The 21,573-nt window shown below is 65.4% G+C and carries 18 protein-coding genes; 14 read left to right on the top strand and 4 right to left on the bottom strand.

The features are described from left to right. Position 1: 1 nt before the first annotated feature. On the bottom strand, positions 2-685 hold the full coding sequence (locus PJE01S_RS06990; RefSeq protein ID WP_068832433.1) for a hypothetical protein: 684 nt from the start codon (positions 683-685) through the stop codon (positions 2-4). 164 nt (positions 686-849) lie between these two features. On the opposite strand from PJE01S_RS06990, the gene PJE01S_RS25735 reads away from it, so the two are divergent. Beyond that, on the top strand, positions 850-1,161 hold the full coding sequence (locus PJE01S_RS25735; RefSeq protein ID WP_339374665.1) for a LysR family transcriptional regulator: 312 nt from the start codon (positions 850-852) through the stop codon (positions 1,159-1,161). Between the two features lie 79 nt (positions 1,162-1,240). Continuing rightward, complete coding sequence (locus tag PJE01S_RS25730) at positions 1,241-1,444, top strand: type 2 periplasmic-binding domain-containing protein (protein WP_068832431.1); 204 nt, start codon at positions 1,241-1,243, stop codon at positions 1,442-1,444. 72 nt (positions 1,445-1,516) lie between these two features. On the opposite strand, the gene PJE01S_RS06975 is transcribed toward PJE01S_RS25730, so the two are convergent. The 3 genes from PJE01S_RS06975 to PJE01S_RS06965 form a co-directional block, all read right to left on the bottom strand. Next, positions 1,517-2,020: a GNAT family N-acetyltransferase gene (locus PJE01S_RS06975; protein WP_068832430.1), complete on the bottom strand. Its 504-nt coding sequence runs from the start codon at positions 2,018-2,020 to the stop codon at positions 1,517-1,519. A gap of 61 nt (positions 2,021-2,081) precedes the next feature. Then, positions 2,082-2,906: an amidohydrolase family protein gene (locus PJE01S_RS06970; protein ID WP_068832429.1), complete on the bottom strand. Its 825-nt coding sequence runs from the start codon at positions 2,904-2,906 to the stop codon at positions 2,082-2,084. Further along, positions 2,903-3,907: an aldo/keto reductase gene (locus tag PJE01S_RS06965; RefSeq protein ID WP_068832428.1), complete on the bottom strand. Its 1,005-nt coding sequence runs from the start codon at positions 3,905-3,907 to the stop codon at positions 2,903-2,905. The genes PJE01S_RS06970 and PJE01S_RS06965 overlap by 4 nt, the downstream gene beginning before the upstream one ends. A 148-nt stretch (positions 3,908-4,055) precedes the next feature. On the opposite strand from PJE01S_RS06965, the gene PJE01S_RS06960 reads away from it, so the two are divergent. The 12 genes from PJE01S_RS06960 to PJE01S_RS06905 all read left to right on the top strand — a co-directional run bounded on the left by PJE01S_RS06960 (position 4,056) and on the right by PJE01S_RS06905 (position 21,480). Continuing rightward, positions 4,056-4,502 (top strand): RbsD/FucU family protein, encoded by a 447-nt coding sequence (locus tag PJE01S_RS06960; protein ID WP_068832427.1) that lies wholly within the window; start codon positions 4,056-4,058, stop codon positions 4,500-4,502. Positions 4,503-4,509: 7 nt separating this feature from the next. Then, positions 4,510-5,217: a GntR family transcriptional regulator gene (locus PJE01S_RS06955; protein WP_068832426.1), complete on the top strand. Its 708-nt coding sequence runs from the start codon at positions 4,510-4,512 to the stop codon at positions 5,215-5,217. Further along, on the top strand, positions 5,214-6,149 hold the full coding sequence (locus tag PJE01S_RS06950; protein ID WP_068832425.1) for a dihydrodipicolinate synthase family protein: 936 nt from the start codon (positions 5,214-5,216) through the stop codon (positions 6,147-6,149). Before PJE01S_RS06955 ends, PJE01S_RS06950 begins: the two co-directional genes overlap by 4 nt. A 72-nt stretch (positions 6,150-6,221) precedes the next feature. Beyond that, positions 6,222-7,550 (top strand): ABC transporter substrate-binding protein, encoded by a 1,329-nt coding sequence (locus tag PJE01S_RS06945; protein WP_068832424.1) that lies wholly within the window; start codon positions 6,222-6,224, stop codon positions 7,548-7,550. 11 nt (positions 7,551-7,561) lie between these two features. Beyond that, positions 7,562-8,431: a carbohydrate ABC transporter permease gene (locus PJE01S_RS06940; protein ID WP_084389405.1), complete on the top strand. Its 870-nt coding sequence runs from the start codon at positions 7,562-7,564 to the stop codon at positions 8,429-8,431. A gap of 4 nt (positions 8,432-8,435) precedes the next feature. Then, the gene (locus tag PJE01S_RS06935) at positions 8,436-9,254 is read left to right on the top strand and encodes a carbohydrate ABC transporter permease (protein WP_068832422.1); all 819 of its coding nucleotides are present in this window, start codon (positions 8,436-8,438) and stop codon (positions 9,252-9,254) included. A 2-nt stretch (positions 9,255-9,256) separates the two neighbouring features. Then, a complete protein-coding gene (locus PJE01S_RS06930) occupies positions 9,257-10,315 on the top strand; it encodes an ABC transporter ATP-binding protein (RefSeq protein WP_068832421.1) in 1,059 nt (352 codons plus the stop codon). Beyond that, on the top strand, positions 10,315-11,223 hold the full coding sequence (locus PJE01S_RS06925) for a ribokinase (protein ID WP_245660661.1): 909 nt from the start codon (positions 10,315-10,317) through the stop codon (positions 11,221-11,223). Before PJE01S_RS06930 ends, PJE01S_RS06925 begins: the two co-directional genes overlap by 1 nt. Positions 11,224-11,594: 371 nt before the next feature. Beyond that, positions 11,595-13,019 (top strand): efflux RND transporter periplasmic adaptor subunit, encoded by a 1,425-nt coding sequence (locus tag PJE01S_RS06920; RefSeq protein ID WP_068832559.1) that lies wholly within the window; start codon positions 11,595-11,597, stop codon positions 13,017-13,019. A gap of 55 nt (positions 13,020-13,074) precedes the next feature. Continuing rightward, the gene (locus PJE01S_RS06915; RefSeq protein ID WP_068832419.1) at positions 13,075-16,164 is read left to right on the top strand and encodes an efflux RND transporter permease subunit; all 3,090 of its coding nucleotides are present in this window, start codon (positions 13,075-13,077) and stop codon (positions 16,162-16,164) included. A 616-nt stretch (positions 16,165-16,780) separates the two neighbouring features. Then, positions 16,781-20,056, top strand: a complete 3,276-nt coding sequence (locus PJE01S_RS06910) for an efflux RND transporter permease subunit (RefSeq protein ID WP_068832418.1) — start codon at positions 16,781-16,783, stop codon at positions 20,054-20,056. A gap of 8 nt (positions 20,057-20,064) precedes the next feature. Then, positions 20,065-21,480: an efflux transporter outer membrane subunit gene (locus PJE01S_RS06905; RefSeq protein ID WP_245660659.1), complete on the top strand. Its 1,416-nt coding sequence runs from the start codon at positions 20,065-20,067 to the stop codon at positions 21,478-21,480. Positions 21,481-21,573: the final 93 nt, after the last annotated feature.

Here is a 21,573-nt window from a genome sequence, read left to right as displayed (position 1 = left end):
ATCACTTGCTTGCGGCCGCGGTCTTGTCGGGCCCGGGGCACGGCCCCCCGGCCTTGACCCATGCGGCGAAGGTCTTGGCAAATTGCTCATGCGTCATCGGCGGTGCCGCCCGCGGCGTGCCATCGGACCGCATGCCCGGCTCAAAGGCCCACAGAACGAGCGGCTCCTTCTGGTGATGCTCCACGAGTTCGGCGAGGCTGTGGTTGCCGTTCTTCGCACGCGTCTTGAGGGTCGAACACAACGCGGCGCTGCTCATCGCCACACCAGGCCTTGACTCCCACGACATGCTCAACGGTGCGAGATGCCAGCCTGGGCCACCCGGGACACCGCTGGACGCGTTGTTGCTCGCCTGGTGACACGCCATGCACAGCGCAGACGGCGCCCCCTTCCCTTCATGCCCCCGCACCACACCGAACTTGTGTCGATGCCGGTCGTCACCTTGGCGCGGATAGCCTGTTGTGGTGTGGCAGTTCAGGCAGCGCGGATGCGTCAGTACCGAGTAGATCTCGCGCCAGCCGCCATCGCCGGCGGCGCCGGGCTCTGGAGCGCCCTGCGCGTGCAACGAGCCGGACAAGGCAAAGCAAGCCACGGCGGCGGCGGTGTGCCACCGGATCCTTGACGCCTGCAAGACTCTCGACCCTCTCTGAATCCCTTCCGCAGTCAGTCGGTCGCTGGAGAGCCTCATGGTGTTTTCTCCGGGTTAGCGGTGAAGTTCATGGCGTAAAAGGCGAAAAGGCCGCCTTGGCAAAATCTTCGGAAGGTATCAAGCGCGTGCTTATTGCTTTGATCAATACGATCTCGGCGCGTTTGTTATGTACCACTGATTCATGAAACGATCATGCAAAAAAACTGCCTGATGGCTTAATCCTCTTCCTTGCCGTGGCCGAACACAAGAGCTTCACCACGGCGGCTGCGAAACTGGACGTAACACTTATCGCCGTCCGCAAGGCCATTCGGCACCTGGAGCAGCGGCATGCGGTCATCCTGTTTCAGCGCACGACCCGGCGGCTGGCACTGACGGAAGCAGGCGCAAGCCTGTATGCCCGATTGCGCCCGGCAACCGAAGAAATCGGGGCGGCCTTTGCCGCCCTGGGTGGCGATTTGTCGCATCGGGCGTCGCCCACCGCTGGGAGTTCGAGCGCGACAAGCGCGAAATCCTGATTGATATCAAAGGCAAGATCATGTGAGTGACCGAGCCTCTTTGTTGGCTTCTGCGCGACAGGGCTTGGGGCTGGCCTAAATGGCCGATTTCGAGGTGGGCCCCGACCTGCAGGCAAGCCGGCTTGAACAGGTCCTCAAATCTTTCATACCAGCGAACGCCGGGCTGTATCTTTACTTCCCCAAGCGCACGCAGACGCTGCCCAAGCCGCGCGCGTTCATCGACCTGGCGAGCAAGCTGCCCGCCCAGCCGGGATTCATGGACCTGTTGAGGAGAAGGACCTGATGCGCATCCCCAAAGCCGAAATGCCCAAGACTTGTAACTCTCTCAACTGGACGCTGGACCTCGTGGAGGGCATCAGTCCAGCCATTTATGAAAAAACCGGGCCTGGCCCATGGCCGGGTCCAGCTGGTAGCCGGCAAAGCCCACGCGCTCATAAAGCCTGATCGCGCTGTGGTTGCCCTGCAGCACCTCCAGGGTGAGCTTGCAGGCGCCGCGCTCGCGCGCGATCTCGTCCACCAACGCCAGCATCTGCTCGCCCACGCGCTGGCCGCGGTGGCTGGCCATCACGGCCACATCATGAATGTTGATCAGGGGCTTGCAGGCAAAAGTAGAGAAGCCCTCAATGCAATTGATCAGCCCTACAGGCGCATCGCCGTCAAACGCCAGCACGCTGAAAGCCTGGGGCCGCACGGCGAGCTCCTTCACCAGGTGGCTTTTGGCGAAATCACTGAGCGGCTCGCCGCCGCCGGCCGGGTCCTGCGCGTAGGCGTCCAGCAGCAGCACCAGCGCGCCGGCATGCTCAGGGTTGTGGTAATCGGCCCGGCAAATGCGCAAGCGGGAAGGGGCAAGGTCAGTCACGCAATTCTCTCTATGAACAAAGAAGGCCTGATTTTAAAGACGTCGCCGGAGACCTCACTGCTTAAAGCCGGTACAGGCGCCGTGCGTTCCCGCCCATGATGGCGGCCTGTTCTTGCGGACGCAGAGAGGCCAGCAGCTGTCTGGTTTCGCCCCACCACCGCGCATAGCTGCCCGCGCGCTCCAGCACCGGCCAGTCGCTGCCCCACACCACCCGGTCTGCGCCAAAGCAGGCCAGCACATGCTCGGCCCACCGCCGCACGGCGCCGGGCGCGGGTGCGGAGCCGGCCTCGGTCATCAGGCCGGAGAGTTTGCACATCACACCGGTTTCTGCAGCCAGCCGAGCCATGCCGTCGGCCCAGGGCTGCCACTCACCGCCCGCGATACCGGGCTTGGCCGCGTGGTCGATCACCAGCTGCAAATCAGGGTGGCGCCGTGCCAGCGTCAACATATGCGGCAGGTGAACGGACTTGACCAGCGCGTCCAACACCAGGCCGCGCGCGGCCATGGCACGCAAGGCGGGCGCCAGCGCAGGCTGCAATATCCATCGGGCGTCATCCATGTCCTGAAGCATGGGCCGCAAGCCCTTGAGGCGGGGGTGGCTCGCCAGCTTTTCAATGCGGGCAGGCGCATCGGCAGCCAGCAAATCCACCCAACCCACAACGCCCAGCACGGCCGGGTTCGCATCGGCCTGCGCCAACAGAAAGCCGGTTTCGGCCTCGGTGGGCGCGGCCTGTACCAGCACGCCGCCGGTCACGCCGTGCGGGATGGCCTGGGCCTGCCAGTCGCTCACCGTCACGTCACGGTAGATCGGCGCCAGGGCGGGCGTGAGCCAGCCGTAGTCGCCGCGCGCCAGCTGCCAGCAATGAAAGTGCGCGTCGATGCTCATGGTGTGGGCGCCCCGGCGGGCAGCAGGCCCTGTGCACGCAGCGACTCCCAGAATTGCGGTGCAATGGGATGCTGCAGCATGGCCTGTGCATCGTCCCACTCGGCCACCTGGCGGGCGCCCAGCATCACGATCTCCACCGCCGGATGCGCCAGCGGAAATTGCAGCGCCGCCGCGCGCAGCGGCACGCCGTGGGCTTCGCACACCGATTCGATCCGCGCGGTGCGCTCAACCCATTCCCGCGCAGCCGGCGCGTAGTTGAAGCTGGGTGTTCCATCACGCACGCCGGTGGCAAGAATGCCCGAGTTGAAGACGCCCCCCAGGGCAATGCGCACGCCGCGCGCCACGCACTGCGGCAGCAGCTCGGGCAGCGCGCTGTGGTCCAGCAGGCTGTAGCGGCCCGCCAGCATCAGTACATCCAGCTCGGCTTCGCTGAGCACCTGCAGCACGACAGCCACATCGTTGGTGCCCAGGCCAATGGCGCGCACCAGGCCTTCCTTTTTAAGCTGCTGCAGTGCAGGCAGGGTTTCGTCAATTACCTGCCGCAGCACCTCGGGCGCTCTGGCGCCGTGGGTTGCCGCATCGGGGTCATGCACATACACCACGTCCAGCCGGGGCAGGCCCAGGCGCTGCAGGCTGTCCTCCACGCTGCGACGGGTCCCTGCGATGCTGAAGTCCCACGATTGATTGAAGGGCAGTATGTCCACATAGCCATGCTGGGCAGTGAGCGCCGCAGCGTCCGGCGTCAGTACACGCCCCACTTTGCTGGACAACACATAGTCATCACGCGGGTGGCGACGCAGAGCATCACCCAGCCGTCGTTCGGACAGGCCATGCCCGTAGTGCGGCGCCGTATCAAAACTGCGGCAGCCGCTGGCCCAGGCCCCCTCCACCAGCGCCCGGGCGTCTTCGTCACTGACGGCGGAAAACAGGTTGCCCAGCGGCGCACCGCCCAGGCCCAGCCGCAGGCCGCTGCCCGAGCAAGAAGGAAAAAAATACGTCATGGCAGGGTAAGCACTAATAAAAGTTCACCCATCGTATAACTAACATGTCAGCAATCGACACGGGGAAATCCCGTGGTTTCTTCAAATTGCTTTCAGAGACTTACGAGACGCAGGCGCACAGAAGAAACGCCCCCTGTCCACCGCCTTCATGCTGAAAAATGTCCCGCCACTGCTGAGCCCCGACGCCCTCCATGCGCTGGCCAGCATGGGCCATGGCGATGAGGTGGCGATTGTCGATGCCAATTTTCCGGCGGCCCGCATTGCGCAGCAAGGCGGCGCCCGGCTGGTACAGCTGGCCGGCGCCAGCGCAACCGAGGCCTTGAAAGCCGTGCTGCAGGTATTGCCGCTGGATAATTTTGTGCCCGAGGCGGCCTGGACCATGCAGGTGGTGGGTGATGCCAGCGCCGTCCCGGAGCCGGTGGCCGAGTTTGCCGCTGCCCTGCGGCAAGCCGGTGAACAGCCGGCCGTCTCGCTGGAGCGTTTTGATTTTTACCGGCGCGCGCAGTCGGCCTTCGTGGTCTTGCGCAGCGGCGAGGCGCGCAAGTACGGCAATATCCTGCTGCGCAAGGGTGTCATTGCCCAGTATGGCGAGTGATTGCACGATGAAGAGCACCCACCACCCCGCCCCCACCAGCCTGCGCGCGCAGGCCTACGAAAGCTTTCAGCAGCAGATCGTCGATGCCAACATCCGCCCCGGCCAGTTCATCTCGCAGCGCGAGCTGATGCAGTTGCTGGGCATGCCGCTGGGCGCCGTGCGGGAGCTGATTCCCCGCCTGGAGGCCGAGGGTTTGCTCAAGACCGTGCCGCAGCGCGGCCTGCAAGTGGCCCATGTGGACCTGAAACTGATCAACAACGCCTTTCAGCTGCGCCAGCTGCTAGAGCGCGAGGCGGCCAGCCGCTTTGTCACCACCGTGTCCGATCGCGACCTGGCCGCCATTGAGCAGGCACACCTGGACATCGTGCGGCGCGCGCGCAAGGGCCCCATTGACGCAGCCCTGCTCAAGGAGGCGACCGCGGTGGACTGGGGTCTGCATGACCTGATGATCGATGCGCTGGGCAACGAATTGATTTCCGAGGTGTACCGCATCAACAGCCTGCGCGTGCGCCTCATCAGACTGGAAGGCTCGACCCTTTCCGCGGACGTGCTGATTCCCGCCATGGAAGAGCACCTCTGGTTTATAGACGCCCTCAAGCGACGCGACGCGCAAGCCGTGGTCGATCGCCTGAGCCACCACATCGAGAGTGCGCACCGTCGCGTGCTCGGACTGCCGCGGCCGGATATGCCGTGGTCTTTGGAGACCCCTGAATGACGACTTCCGCTTCCCCGACCAACCCGGCCGCCTTCCGCGGCATCTGGCCCGCCCTGCTCACGCCGCTGAATGCCGACCTGAGCATTGACCACGCCAAACTGGCGGCCCATTGCAAATCGCTGATCGCCCGCGGCTGCCCCGGCGTGACGCCCTTTGGCACCACTGGCGAAGGGCCGTCCTTTTCCCTGGCCGAGCGCAAGGAAGCGATCGAACAGCTGATCAAAAACGGCATTCCGGCCAGCCAGATCATGGTGTCCACCAGTTGCGCCGCCCTGCCCGAAACCCTGGAACTCACGCGCCACGCGGTAAACGCCGGCGCGCACGGCTGCCTGATGCTGCCGCCCTTCTTCCTCAAGGGCGTGTCCGACCAGGGCATCATCGACTGCTACCGCTATGTGATTGACGGCCTGGCCGACGATCGGCTCAAGCTGTACCTGTACCACATCCCGCAGGTGACGGGCGTCGGGCTGTCACACCACGTGATTGCAACGCTCAGGGATTTGTACCCGCAGACCATCGTCGGCATCAAGGACAGCTCCTGCGAGTTGCAGCATTCGCTGGGTCTGGCCGACGCGTTCATGCAGCAGCTGACCGTCTACGTGGGCAACGAGCCAGACCTGCCGGCGCTGGGGCGGCGCGGCAGCACCGGCGCCATCAGCGGCCTGGCCAACTTCCTTCCGCAGCTGGTGCACCGCCTGGTCACGCAGCCCGACGAACCGGGCACCGTTCAAGATCTGGCGCGCGTCAAGGAGCTGCTGGCCATTCTGGGCGGTTACGCCCTGATCCCCGCGCTCAAGGGCGTGATGGCGCTCCTCAGCGGCGACGCCGCCTGGCTGCGCGTGCGGCCGCCGCTGGTGGCCATGAGCGACAGTGCGTACGATGCATTGTCAGAGCAGATTCGCACCTTTGGCATCGACGCCAAGACCGACTGACACTGCGGCCATTCAAACACCGACAAGTTCAAAGATCACCCTGGCCATTCAACAACGTACTGGAGACAAACCATGACACACGGCATCGACAATCAGCGGCGCATGCTCATTCAGGGCGCCGGCGGTCTTGGACTGGCCGGGCTGCTGCCAGCCTCTTTCGCGCAGGCCGGTTTCGACTGGAAGCGCTATTCAGGTCAAAGCATAGAGGTGCATCTGGTCAAGAGTCCGCGCGCCGACCTGCTGCAAAAGTACGAAAAGGAGTTCCAGACCATGACCGGGATCACGGTCGGCTCGGAACAGGTCCCCGAGCAGCAGTCGCGGCAAAAGGCGGTGATCGAGTTCAACTCGGGCAAGACCAGCTTTGATGTGATCCATCTCTCCTACCACGTGCAGAAACGCCAGTTCGCCAAAGGCAAGTGGCTGGAGGATCTGCGCCCCTACTTCGCGAGCCAGGCAGCAACCGACTTCGACCTCAAGGACTTCGCCGCCGGCGGCATGTTCTACGCCACGCAGACCGACGGACGCATCGACAGCCTGCCGCTGAACCTCGACCCGTGGCTGCTGTACTACAACAAGGAGCTGTTCGCCGCCAAGGGCATACAGGCGCCCAAAACCATGGCCGACATGCTGACAGCCGCCAAGGCCCTGCACGATCCCGCCAACGGCGTGTATGGCATGGTGGGCCGCGGCTTGAAAAACGCCAACGTGCCCTTGTGGACCACCTTCTTCCTGGGCTACGGCGGCAGCTTCACCGACGCATCGGGCAAGCTCCTGACCGATGGCCCCGAGGCCATTGCATCGGCCACGCTGTACCGTGACCTGTTGAAGAGCAACGGCCCGGCCGGCATCGCGGGTTTCAACTGGAACGAGTCCCAAAGCCTGTTCCTGCAAGGCAAGGCAGCCATGTGGATAGACGGCAGCGGCTTTGCGCTGCCGCTGGAAGACACCGCCAAGTCCAAGGTCGTCGGCAAGGTCGGCTATGGCGTGATCCCCGCCGGGCCCAAGGCGCATCTGGTTTCGATGTTCGGCGATGGTGTCGGCGTTTCGGCCTTCACGCAGAAGAAAGGGCCGGCCTGGTACTACGTGCAATGGGCGACCGGCAAGCTGATGCAGCAGCGCATGCTGGCCGACGGCATGGGCGCACCGGTGCGCACCTCGGCCTATGCCAACAAGGAGGCGCTGGCCGCGCTCAAGCTGCCCGTGGCCTGGCTGCAGGCGGTGGCGGACTCGCTGCGCATCTCCCGCCCCGGACTGCCTGTCATTGAGCCGGTCAACGAGTTTCGCGACACCTTCGGCATTGCGCTCAACAACATCCTGACCGGCGCCGACGTGGCCACGGAGATGAAGAAGGCAACCGCCGAGTTCCAGCCCGTGCTGAACAAAAGCGAAGGCAAGAGTTGAGTCGTCTTGCCATGTTCAACAGCAACCGTTCCGCGCTGTACTGGTTCATTGTCCCGGCGCTGATCGCCATCGTCGCGATCATCGCGTTCCCTTGGGCCTTTACGCTCTGGATGAGCCTGTTCGACTGGAAAATAGGCTCGGGCCAGACCTTCATCGGCCTGGGCAACTACACCTCTCTGGCGAGCGACCAGCGCTTTCTCGAGTCGATCTGGCACACGCTGCTGTTCACGGCCATGGCGGTGGCCGGACCGCTGGTCTTGGGCACGCTGGCCGCGCTGGTGTTCAACCACAAGTTCCCGCTGCGCGGTTTCATGCGCGGCCTGTTCACCTTGCCGATGATGGCCACGCCGGTGGCCATTGCCCTGGTCTGGACCATGATGTTCCATCCGCAGCAAGGTGTGCTGAACTACCTGCTGTCGCTGGTCGGCATCGGGCCCTCGGAATGGGTTTACTCGCCGCGCCTCGCGATCCCCTGCCTGGTGCTGGTGGACATCTGGCAATGGACGCCGCTGGTGATGCTGATCGTGCTGGGCGGCCTGGCATCGCTGCCGGTCGACCCCTTCGAAGCCGCCTATATGGAAGGCGCAAGCCGCTGGCAGACCTTTCGCCACATCACGCTGCCGATGATCCTGCCTTTCATCATGATTGCGGCGGTGGTGCGGCTGATCGATGCGCTGAAGACCTTCGACACCATCTACGTCATCACGCAAGGCGGCCCCGGAACCGCCTCCGAGACCATCAACCTCTACCTCTACCTGCAGGCGTTCTCGTTCTACCAGGTCGGCAAGGCTTCGGCCGTGGTGGTGGTGTTCTTCGTGATCGTGGTGGCCTTGTCGCTGACCCTGTTCTGGATGCGCGAGCGCTCCAAATGGAACGATTGACATCATGAAAAAACTGCTCGACCGGATCGGTCTGACCTTCCTGGTGCTGGTGCTGGTAACGCCGGCAGCGTCGGTGTTTCTGTGGATGCTGTCGCTGTCGATGAAGACCGAGACCGACAACCTGGCCTACCCGCCGGTGTTCATCCCCAGCAGCACGACGCTGGCCAATTTCCGCGCGGTGTTCGAAGGCACGCCCTTCTTCAGCTACTTTCTGAACAGCGTGACGGTATCGGGCCTGGCAACGCTGCTGGCGCTGGCCATCGGCGTACCGGCCGCCTACGGCATTGCGCGGCTCAAGGCACGCAAGCTGCTGCTGCTGATTTTGATAGCGCGCATGACGCCGGCGATCAGCTTTTTGATTCCACTTTTCACCTTGTTCCAGGCGCTGGGCCTGACCGGCACGCTCACGCCCATCATCATCACGCACATGGTGATCACGCTGCCCATCATCGTCTACATCGTCTCGGGCTACTTTGAAACCCTGCCCGGCGAGCTTGAAGAAGCCGCCTTGATGGATGGCTGCAGCACCTGGCAGCGCTTTCGCTATGTGGCGATGCCGCTGGCCCGCCCCGGCATCACGGTGGCGGCGATCCTGGCCTTCATCTTCTCCTGGAACAACTTTGTGTTCGGTGCGGTGCTGGCAGGCCGCGCCACGCGCACCTTGCCGGTGGCGATCTACAACGTGCTGACCTTCGAGCAGATCGCCTGGGGGCCGCTGGCCGCGGCGGCGCTGCTGGTCACCGCGCCGGTGCTGCTGCTGACCCTTGTCATTCAAAAAGAAATCGTTGGCGGCCTCACGGCCGGCGGCGTCAAAGGCGGTTAATCATGGCTTCGATTCAACTCAAGAATATTCGCAGGGACTTTGGTGAAGTCAAGGTCATTCGTGACGTCGACATCGCGATCAACGACAAGGAGTTCGTGGTCTTCGTCGGGCCCAGCGGCTGCGGCAAGTCAACGCTGCTGCGCATGGTCGCGGGCCTGGACCAGCCGACCAGCGGCGACATCGTGATAGGCGGCAAGGTCGTCAACGCGCTGCCGCCCAGGGAGCGCGATGTTGCGATGGTGTTCCAGAACTATGCGCTGTACCCGCACATGACGGTGGACCAGAACATGGGCTTCGGCCTGATGATCAGCAAGGTGGAGCCGCAAACCATACGCACCAAGGTGGCCGAGGCGGCGCGCATTCTCGGCCTGGACAAGCTGCTGGACCGCTACCCGCGCCAGCTCTCGGGCGGCCAGCGCCAGCGCGTCGCCATGGGGCGGGCCATGGCGCGCGACCCGGCGGTCTTTTTGTTCGACGAGCCGCTGTCCAATCTGGACGCCAAGCTGCGCGTGCAGATGCGCACCGAAATCCGTGCGCTGCACCAGCGCCTGGGCGCCACCTCGATTTACGTGACACACGACCAGATCGAGGCCATGACCATGGCCGACCGCATCGTGGTGCTGCGCGACGGCATCGTCGAGCAGACCGGCACCCCGCCCGAGCTCTACGACCGCCCCGTCAACACCTTCGTCGCGACCTTCATCGGCTCGCCGGCCATGAACCTGATGCCCGGCCAGCGCAGCGCGAACGGCGTGAGCCTGGCCGGCAGCGGCAGCCTGGACGCCGTGCCCGCGGCGGTACCCGCAGAGTGCATCGTCGGCGTGCGTCCCGAGCACCTCGAGATCGTTCCTTCAGGCACGCCGGGCGCATGGCCTGTCACGCTGGAGGTGGTGGAGTTCGCCGGCGCCGACACCATGTTGTCGTGCCGGCTGGGCGAGCAGCAGTTGCTCGCCACGGTGCACAGCCGCGTCAACGCGCGACCGGCAGACCAGGTTGCCCTGCGCCCACGCGACGGATGCGTGCACTGGTTCGATGCCGCCAGCGGCAAAAGGGCAGCCTGATGGCCGACGTAGTCTGCGTGGCCAGCTGGAATGCCGACCTGATTTCGCAGGTGGCGCGCCCCATCGCCCGCGGCGAGACGCTGATGGCCCGCTCTTTTAGCATCAGCCCCGGCGGCAAGGGCAGCAACGCCGCCGTCGCGGCGGCACGCCAGGGCGCAAGCGTGGCGCTGATCGCGCGCATCGGCGACGACGATTTCGGCCGCATGGGCATGGATTTGTGGCACGCCGAAGGCATTGCCACCGAGCATGTCGAGCAGGCCCCTGGCGAGCGCAGCGGCGTGGCGCAAATCCTGGTCTATGACGACGGCGACAACAGCATTGCCGTCCATCCCGGTGCCGGCGCCGGCCTGGGCGCAGCGCAGGTGCAGGCCGCAGCCGCCCTGCTGGCCAACTGCCGCGTCGTCATGGCCTCGTGCGAAGTGCCCGTAGAAGCCACGCTGCAGGCCTTTCAACTGGCGCGTAAGGCCAATGCCATCACCCTGTTGAACCCAGCCCCCGCGCGCGCCCTGCCCGACGCCTTGCTGGCGCTGGTGGATGTGCTGACACCCAATGAAAGCGAGTTGCTCCAGCTCGCAGGGCCAGCGCATTCGGGCTCTGTCGATGACGCGGCCCAGCATTTACTGACACAGGGCGTTGGCGCGGTGCTGGTCACGCTGGGCGCGACCGGTTGCCGGCTGTACCAAACAGGGCAAGCTCCGGTCGCGCTGGCGGGCCGCAGCATGACCGTGCGCGACACCATAGGCGCTGGCGACACCTTCACCGGCGCGCTGGCGGCGGCGCTCGCCCGTGGCCAAACGCTGGCCATTGCCATGGAATGGGCCAATGCCGCGGCGGCGCTGTCAGTGACCCGGCACGGCGCGATTGACGGCATTCCGGCTTATGGGGAAGTTGCGGCCTTGCTGCGCTGATCTGGCTTGACCGGGCCTGACCAAGCCCGTCACGCCGCCTTTTCTCTCCTTCTTATTGCCAGATACGGCACCAGCCCAATCGGCACGAGCGCAATACGCTATCAAAAAGATAGCAAACAAAGCCCCCTTAAGCACCTCCACTGAGGGCCGTTTTTTAGCGGCGGGCGGCCAGCGCTCTTTACCGGACGTTTACGTCGCTCTTTCAAGCCGTATACCTGTCCCCACAGTGTTGTGGTGATAATTATTGAACGCCGGGTGAGTACGGATTGAGCCATGCCCGGCACCCGGCCAGCCCCGCATATGACCCACCCCATCAAACACAATAAATGCTGCGGTACGCCGTTTACCGTGGCTGGCAACAAGGACAGCTGATGGACCCGAAAGCCGAAACGCCGCAAACCGGCGCCGATATTTCTCCCCGTAAACGTTTGAGCCGCCGCGCGTCCATCATTGGCGCCCTGGTGGCCGTTCTGGCGCTCGCCGGCACCGGCTGGCTGGCCTGGCGCCTGACCCATCCATCTGCGGACCCGGCCAGCACCGCCGCCGGCCCGGGCGGTCCCGGTGGCCAGGCCGGCCGGCGCAATGCACCGGCCACCACGGTCGGTGTGGCCACCGCAGAGCGAAGCAGCATCCCGGTGATTCTGGAAGCGCTGGGCACGGTCACCCCGCAGGCCACCGTGAAGGTGCGCCCCCAGGTGTCCGGCGTGATGGAGAAAGTGCTGTTCAAGGAAGGCCAGATGGTGCGCGCCGGCGACCTGCTGGCCACCATAGACCCGCGTCAGTTTGAAATGGCCTTGATGCAGGCCACCGGCCAACGCCAGCGCGACGAAGCGCAACTCGACAGCGCCCGGGTCACCCTGCAGCGCTTCAAGACCCTGCTGGAGCAGGACTCGATCGCCCGGCAAGAGGTGGACACCCAGGCCGCGCTGGTCAAGCAGCTCGAAGGAACGGTCGTGGTCGACAAGGCCGCCGAAGGCATGGCCCGCCTGAACCTGGCCTACACCCGCGTGGTGGCGCCCGTGAGCGGGCGCGTCGGCCTGCGCACGGTGGACGTGGGCAATGTGGTGAGCAGTAGCGATGCCAACGGCATTGCCCTCATTACGCAGCTCAGCCCGATTGACGTGGTGTTTGCGATTCCCCAGGACCAGGCCGGCGAGTTGCAGCAAAACGCCGGCGGCGGCATCGCCATGAAGGTCAGCGCGCTCGACCGGACGCGCTCGGCCACGCTGGACACCGGCGTGTTTTCCTCGCTGGACAACCAGGTCGACACGACGACCGGCACGGTCAAGGCCAAGGCACGCTTTGCCAACAACCAGCTGGCGCTCTTTCCCAGCCAGTTCGTCAATGTGCAGCTGCTGGTCAAAACCATTGAGAACGCCGTGGTGGTGCCGGTGACCGCCCTGCGCCATGGCAGCACCGGCGATTATGTCTATGTGGTGAACGGCGCCGAGCGGACCGTCAGCCTCAGGCCCGTGCAGCGCGGCCAGGCGACCATCGACAAAGTGATCATCAGTTCCGGCCTGCAGGCGGGCGAGCGCGTCATCACCGAGGGCGCGGACCGTCTGAAGGACGGCGCCAAGATCGTCTTGCCCGGTGACCAGCCGGGCGGCGCAGGCGCAGGCGCAGGCGGTGGCGCAGGCGGTGGCGCAGGCGGCAAGCGCCAGCGCCCCGGCGCGACGGGCACGGCGCCCGCACCTAGCGGATCGGCATCGGCATCCGCCGCAGCCGACGCGCCTGCGGACTATGCCTCCAGTCCGCGCCGCCGGCGCCCTGCTTCGCAAGCCGAGGGCTCATGAACCGGCACCCGGTTGAGCCGCCTGCGCGCCAACAACCCCCAAGCAGCATCACGCCATGAGCCCGTCACGTCCCTTCATCCTCCGCCCGGTGGCAACCTCGCTGCTGATGGTGGCCATCGTGCTCGCGGGCCTGGTCGGCTTCAAGTTCCTGCCGCTGTCGGCCCTGCCGCAGGTGGACTACCCGACGATCCAGGTCCAGACGCTCTACCCCGGCGCCAGCCCCGAGGTCATGGCGCAAACCGTGACGGCGCCGCTGGAGCGCCAGTTCGGCCAGATGGCCGGGCTGCAGCGCATGAGCTCGAACAGTGCCGCGGGCGTGTCCATCGTAACCCTGCAGTTTGGGCTGGGGCTCACGCTGGACGTGGCCGAGCAGGAAGTGCAGGCGGCCATCAACGCCGGGGGCTCGCTGCTGCCGGCCGACCTGCCGGCGCCCCCCATTTACGCCAAGGTGAACCCAGCCGATGCGCCGGTGCTCACCCTGGCCATCACCTCCGACACCATGCCGCTGACGGAAGTGCAGAACCTCGTCAACACCCGGCTGGCGCTGAAGATCAGCCAAGTGAGCGGTGTCGGCCTGGTGTCGCTCAGCGGCGGCCAGCGTCCGGCGGTACGCATCCAGGCGGACACCCGCGCCCTGGCTTCTTACGGGCTGGCGCTCGACTCGCTGCGCACGGCCATCTCGGCCGCCAATGCCAACGGCGCCAAGGGCAGCATTGACGGGCCGACCCGCGCCTACAGCATCAACGCCAATGACCAGTTGCTGGCCGCGGCTGACTACAACAACCTCATCATTGCCTACCGCAACGGTGCGGCGGTGCGGGTGAAGGACGTGGCGCAGGTCGTTGACAGCGCCGAGAACATCAAGCTCGGCGCCTGGAGCGGCCTGAAACCCGCCATCATCCTGAACGTGCAGCGCCAGCCCGGTGCCAACGTGATCGCCACGGTGGACGCCATCAAGCAACGGCTGCCCGAACTGCAGTCCGGCCTGCCCGACGCGCTCAAGGTCGAGGTGCTGAGCGACCGCACCACCGGCATACGCGCCTCGGTGCTGCACGTCGAGATCGAACTGGTGCTGGCCGTGCTGCTGGTGGTCCTGGTCATTTTTGTGTTCTTGCACAGCGTGCGCGCCACGGTGATTGCCAGCCTGGCCGTGCCTATCTCGCTGATCGGCACCTGCGGCGCCATGTATTTGCTGGGCTACAGCCTGAACAACCTCAGCCTGATGGCGCTGACGATTGCCACCGGCTTCGTGGTGGACGACGCCATCGTGATGATTGAAAACATCTCGCGCTACATCGAGGGGGGAGAGGAACCCATGGCCGCCGCCATCAAGGGCGCGACGCAGATCGGTTTCACCATCATTTCATTGACCGTCTCGCTGATTGCGGTGCTGATTCCACTGCTCTTCATGGGCGATGTCGTGGGGCGCCTGTTCCGCGAGTTCGCCGTCACCTTGGCCATCACCATCCTGATCTCGGCGGTGGTTTCCCTCACGCTGGTGCCCATGATGTCGGCACGATGGCTCAGGCACATTCCCGAAGGCCAGGGCAGCAAGACCGGGGCCTGGTTGCAGGCGCTGATTGACCGGGTCATTGCCCGCTACGACCGCTGGCTGAGCTGGGTGCTCAAGCACCAGGGCGCCACCTTGCTGGTGGCGCTGGCCACCTTGCTGCTGACGGTGCTGCTCTATGTGCTGATTCCCAAAGGCCTCTTTCCCACGCAGGACACCGGCCAGCTGCAGGCCCGCATTGAAACCGCGCAGTCGGTCTCATATGCGCGCATGGCCGATCTGCAGCAGGCGGCGGCCCAGGCCATCCTGGAAGACCCCGATGTCGATACGCTGAGCTCCTTCATCGGGGTGGACGCCGCCAACAACACCATGCTGCACACCGGCCGCATGCTGATCAACCTCAAGCCCGGCCGCGCCGACAGCCAGCAGGAAACCATGGCCCGGCTGAAGGCGCGTGTGGGCCAGGTCGCGGGCGTGACGCTCTACCTGCAGCCCACGCAGGATTTGACGATCGATGCCGAGACCGGCCCGACGCAGTTCCGCGTGTCGCTGGAGGGTGCGGACAACGCCACGGTGGTGCAATGGGCCACCCGGCTCGCGCAGCGCATGCAGACACTGGGCGGCGTGCGCAACGTGGCCTCCGATGCGGGCTCCAGCGGTGCCGGCGCCTACATCACGGTGGACCGCGACACCGCGTCGCGCCTTGCCATCACCACCTCATCGATTGACGACGCACTCTACAGCGCCTTCGGCCAGCGCATTGTCTCGACCATCTTCACCGAGACCAACCAGTACCGCGTGATCCTCGAAGCCATGCCCGACCAGCTGACGACGCCGGCCTCGCTGGGCGAGCTGCAGCTGAAAACCGGCTCCGGCAGCACGACGCCGCTCTCGGCGATTGCCACCATCACCGAACGGCCCGCGCCCCTGCAAATCACCCATGTGGCCCAGTACCCGGCGACCACGCTGGGCTTTGACACCGCGCCCGGCGTCTCGCTGGGCAAGGCGGTCGATGAGATCAAGCAGGCGGCCAAGGACATCGCCATGCCGGCCAGCGTGACCATGACCTTCCTGGGCGCGGCCGGGGCCTACCAGTCGTCCCTGTCCAACCAGCTGTGGCTGATCCTGGCGGCCGTCATCTGCGTCTACATCGTGCTGGGTGTGCTCTATGAAAGCTATATCCACCCGCTGACGATTCTCTCGACGCTGCCCTCGGCCGGCGTGGGTGCGTTGCTGGCACTGATGATGAGCGGCTCCGACCTCGGGGTGATCGGCATCATCGGCATCATCCTGTTGATCGGCATCGTGAAGAAGAACGCCATCATGATGATTGACTTCGCGATTGACGCCGAGCGCAGCCAGGGCAAGTCGGCGCAGGAGGCCATCCACCAGGCGGCCCTGCTGCGCTTCCGGCCCATCCTGATGACCACGCTGGCGGCGCTGTTTGCGGCCGTGCCGCTGATGCTGGGATGGGGTGAAGGCGCCGAGCTGCGCCAGCCGCTCGGGCTTTCGATTTTTGGCGGGCTGATCGTGAGCCAGGTGTTGACGCTGTTCACGACGCCGGTGATTTACCTGGCGTTTGATCGGATGGGGCGGAGGTTTGGGCGGAAGCGGAAGAGTGAGGTTTCGGTGTGAGGCGTCTGTCCGATGATTGCTGCAGGCTAGTTTTGAGGCAGAGGCCGGGTCTCGCCCCGGCGGGCGACTCACTTTCTCTTGCTTCGCCAAGAGAAAGTAAGCAAAGAGAAGGCGACCCGCAGTCTGGGTCCTTGCGCTTCGCTCCAGGCAACCTGCGCTGCTCGATTCCGGCGGGGGTCCGCAGAACTCGCTTCGCTCAAACAACTGCGGCCCTGATCCCGCCTCCATCTGCGCTGCTCAGCCCAGCCAGGACGGGACAGGCAAAAAAACGGATACCAAATACAAACACCAAAACAAGTACGCGCCAAAGCGCGTACTTGCGGAGTTCGGCTGTTGGTATTTCTTTCCCACCCCGTTCTGGCTGGGCTGAGGAGCGCAGGGCCAGGCGGATCAGGGCTCGTGCTTGTCTGAGCGAAGCGAGTTTGCACGAGACCCCGCCTGGACCGAGCACCGCAAGGTGCCCCGTAGCGAAGCGCAGGGGACCCAGACTGCGGGTCGCCTTTCTTTTGGGTACTTTTCTTTGGCGAAGCAAAGAAAAGTGCCTCGCCCGCCGGGGCGAGTCCCGGCCTCCGACCTCAAAAAGACCAGCACTAGGCGGAAAACAAGGGGGGCAAAAATGAACCTCTCCGAGCCCTTCGTCCGCCGCCCGGTAGCCACCGTCCTCCTGACCATAGGCCTCGCCCTGGCCGGCATAGGCGCGTTCTTCGTGCTGCCGGTCTCCCCCCTGCCGCAGGTCGACTTTCCCGTCATCTCGGTCAACGCGGCGGTGCCCGGCGCCAGCCCCGAGACCATGGCTACCAGCGTCGCCACGCCGCTGGAGCGGCGGCTGGGCGTGATTGCCGGCGTCAACGAAATAACGTCCAACAGCAGCAATGGGCAGACCCGCGTCAGCCTGCAGTTTGACCTGAACCGCAACATCGATGCCGCCGCGCGCGAAGTGCAGGCCGCCATCAATGCCTCGCGCGCGGACCTGCCGGCCACGCTGCGCAGCAACCCGACCTACCGCAAGGCCAATCCGGCTTCGGCGCCGGTCATCATCCTGGCGCTCACCTCCAAAACCCGCTCGCCGGGACAGATCTACGACGAAGTGTCAAATGTGGTGCAGCAAAAAATCGCCCAGGTGCCGGGCGTGGGCGATGTGGAGCTGGGCGGCGGTTCGCTGCCCGCCGTGCGCGTCGAGCTGCTCCCGTTTGCGCTCAACCGCTACGGCGTCAGCATGGAAGATGTGCGGGCCGCCCTGCAGGCCTCCAACGCCAACCGGCCCAAGGGCGCGATTGAAGGCAACGGCCAGCGCCTGCAGATTTACTCGGGCGCCAACACGACCACGGGCGGACTCAAGGCGGCCGATTACCGCGGCCTGGTGGTGGCCTGGCGCAATGGCGCCGCGATACGGCTGAGCGATGTGGCCGAAGTCGTTGATGGCGTGGAGAACATCAACACCCTGGGCCTGTTCAACGGCAGCCCGGCTGTCATCGTGCTGATCACGCGCCAGCCCGGCGCCAACGTGATTGACACGGTGGACGGCGTGCGTGCGCTGCTGCCCGAGCTGCAGGCCCAGCTGCCGCAAGACGTGCAGTTGCAGGTGGCCTCGGACAGCACCAATTCCATACGCCGATCGCTGCGCGAAATTGAACTGACGCTGCTAATCTCGATTGCGCTGGTGGTGCTGGTGGTTAGCGCTTTCCTGCGCAGCGCGCGCGCCACCGTCATTCCGGCCGTGGCCACCATCGTTTCGCTGCTGGGTACCTTCGGCGTGATGTATTTGCTGGGCTTCAGCCTGAACAACCTGAGCCTGATGGCGCTCACGGTGGCCACCGGCTTTGTGGTGGACGACGCCATCGTGGTGCTGGAAAACACCAGCCGCCACATCGAAGCCGGCATGGACCGCTTCAAGGCCGCGCTGCTGGGCGCGCGCGAAGTCGGCTTCACGGTGCTGTCCATCAGCCTGTCATTGGTGGCGGTGTTCATTCCCCTGCTTTTCATGGGCGGGCAGGTGGGGCGGCTGTTTCGCGAATTCGCCGTCACGCTGTCGGTCGCGGTGCTGATTTCGCTGCTGATTTCACTGACCACCACGCCCATGATGTGCGCCTGGCTGCTCAAGCCCACCCACGAAGGCATTCATGACAAGCCGCCCGGGCGCTTCGGATGGATACCGCGCTGGTTTCAAAATGCCTATCTGCGCGTGCATCGCACCTACGAAGTGAGCCTGGACTGGGCGCTGGCCAGCAAGGGGCTGGTGATGCTGATTCTGCTGGCCGTCGTCGCGCTCAACGTCTATCTGTATATGAAGGCGCCCAAGGGCTTTTTCCCGCAGCAGGACACCGGGCAAATCAATGGCGGCCTGAGCGCCGACCGCAGTATTTCCTTCCAAGCCATGCAGGGCAAGCTCAGGGAACTGGTCGACATCATCCGGCGCGACCCGGCGGTGGACACGGTGGTGGGCTTTACCGGCGGCTCGCGCGCCGGGGGCGGCTTCATGTTCATCAACCTCAAGCCCGTGGCGCAACGCACCGAGTCCGGCCAGGCCGTCATCACCCGGCTGCGTCCGCAACTGGCCAAGGTCACCGGCGTGACCCTCTTTCTCAACCCGGTGCAGGACCTGCGCGGCGGCGGGCGCCAGAGCAACTCGACCTACCAGTACACGCTTAAAAGCGACAGTACCAACGACCTGCGCGTCTGGGCTACGCGCCTGGCCGACCAGATGAAGCTTCAAAAGGCCTTGATCGATGTCGACACCGACCAGCAGGAAAACGGTGTCGAGACCATGATCGCGGTCGACAAAGACAGCGCCGCGCGCATGGGCGTCAGCTCACGCGACGTGGACAACGCGCTGTACAACGGCTTTGGCCAGCGCCAGGTGGCCACCATTTATGCCGAGTTGAACCAGTACCACGTGGTCATGGAAGTGGCGCCGCGCTTCACCCGCAGCCCCGAGTCGCTCAAGGACATCTACGTCCCGGCAAAAAACACCGGTGGAAGCGGCAGCGGCACCACGCCGGCCACGCCCACGACATCCACCATCCCGGTGAACCCGGCGCTGCGCGACCCGTCCAGCGGCCAGGCCCTGAGTTCGGCGCCCACCACCATGGTGCCGCTGTCAGCCATTGCGCGTTTCAGCGAGAGCGCCAAGGCCGCATCGGTCAGCCACGAGGATGGCGAGCTCTCCACCACGATCTCCTACAACCTGGCCGAGGGCAGCACGCTCAGCGATGCGCAGGCCGCCGTGAAGCAGGCGGAAGCCGAGATCGGCCTGCCCAACAATGTGCGCGGCAGTTTTGCCGGCTCGGCCAGAGATGCCCAGCAGTCGCAAGGCCAGCAGCCGCTGCTGATCCTGGCCGCGCTGGTGGTGATTTACATCGTGCTCGGCATTCTTTACGAAAGCCTGGTGCATCCCGTCACGGTGCTCTCCACCCTGCCCTCGGCCGGCGTGGGTGCGGTGCTGGCGCTGCTGATGTTCAAGCTGGACTTCTCCATCATCGCGCTGATCGGCATTTTCCTGCTGATCGGCATCGTCAAGAAAAACGCCATCCTGATCATCGACTTCGCACTGGAAGCCGAACGCGCGCGCGGCCTCACCGCCACGCAGGCCGTGCGCGAGGCCTGCCTGCTGCGCTTTCGCCCCATCCTGATGACCACGCTGGCCGCCATCCTGGGCGCCCTGCCGCTGGCCATAGGCTTTGGCGAAGGCGCCGAGCTGCGCCGCCCGCTGGGCATCGCCATCATCGGCGGGCTGATCGCCAGCCAGCTGCTCACGCTGCTGAGCACGCCGGTGGTGTATGTGCTGATGGACAAGCTACGCCGCCGCAGCCCGTCCGAGCGCCAGTTGAGCCGCCATCCCGATGCGCCATCGTTCCATGAACCATCCGCGGGTAGCCCGCTGCAACCGCAATGAGTCAAGCCATGCGCCCAAGTTCCGCCCCTTCCCTTTTCAGCGCTGCAGCGCTGACCCTGCTGGTCTTGTCCGTCACAGGCTGCGCCGTCGGCCCTGCCTACCAGCGCCCGGCCACGACCGATGTCAGCACCTTCAAAGAGGCCGCAGGTTGGGTGCCCGCCGCGCCCGCAGACGCGCTGGAGCGCGGCCCGTGGTGGTCGCTGTTTGGCGATCCGGTGCTTGACCAGCTCGCATCTCGCGTGGAGGTGTCCAACCAGAACGTGGCCGCCGCCGTGGCCGCCTATGCCCAGGCGCGCGCTCTGGTGCGCGAGCAGCGGGCCTCGCTCTTTCCTTCGGTCACGCTTGACGGCGGCGCCAGCCGTTCGCGCAGCGGCGGCGCCAGCACGGGCGGGCGCATCGGCAACAACTACCAGCTCAGCATAGGCGGCAGCTGGGAGCCCGATGTCTGGGGCCGGCTGGGCCACGCAGTCGACAGCGCCACGGCCGGCGCCCAGGCCAGCGCGGCCGACCTGGCCTCGGCCAGGCTGTCGGCCCAGGGCGAGTTGGCGGCCAACTACCTGTCGCTGCGCCAGACCGATGCACAAAAGGCGCTGCTCGAAAGCACCATTGCAGGTTACCAGCGCACCCTGGAGATCACGCAAAACCGCTATGCCGCCGGCATCGCCGCCAAAACCGACGTGCTGCAGGCCCAGACGCAGCTGGCCAATGCGCAGGCCGACGAGGCCGGGCTGGTGCGCCAGCGCGCCCAGCTCGAACACGCCATCGCCGTGCTGACCGGCGAGGCGCCCGGCAATTTCTCGCTGGCGCCGGCGGCCTGGAACCCCGTGGTGCCCGAAGTTCCCGTCGGCCTGCCCTCCACGCTGCTGCAGCGCCGGCCGGACATTGCCGCCGCCGAGCGCCGCGTCGCCGCGGCCAACGAGCAGATCGGCATCGCCAAAAGCGCCTACTACCCCAGCCTCGCCTTGAGCGCGTCTTATGGTTTCGGCGCCAGCCGTGTGGCCGACCTGTTCAGTGCCTCCAGCAGCGTCTGGTCGATCGGCCTGTCGGCCGTGCAGGTGCTTTTCAACGCCGGCGCCACCGGCGCTCGCGTGGAAGGCAGCGAGGCCGCGCACGCGCAGGCGGTGGCGCGCTACCGGCAAACCGTGCTCGCCGCCTTTCAGGCGGCCGAAGACCAGCTGGCCGCCACCCGCGTGCTGCTGACCCAGCAGGACTTGCGCCGCCAGGCCTCGCTGGCCGCCGACCAGGTGGAGCAGCAGGTGCTCAACCGCTACCGCAGCGGCCAGGTCAGCTACACCGAGGTCATCACCGCCCAGGCCACCGCGCTGAGCGCACGCCGCGCGCTGGTGCAGGCCATGGCCGACCGCCAAACCACCGCCGTGGCCTTGATCCAGTCGCTGGGCGGCGGCTGGCAGCCCGGCAAGTAAAGTGGCGGTACGGGCGCAGTACGCTATTATTTTGATAGCACACTGCACCCGTACTGATTGGGCTAAAGGCCTGTCTGGCTAAAAATGTCCAAC

It is taken from the genome of Polaromonas jejuensis NBRC 106434 (assembly GCF_001598235.1).
Taxonomy (GTDB): Bacteria; Pseudomonadota; Gammaproteobacteria; order Burkholderiales; family Burkholderiaceae_C; genus Polaromonas; species Polaromonas jejuensis.
Note: the sequence above shows the minus strand (reverse complement) of the source record. Positions and strands in the feature narration are given on the sequence as shown.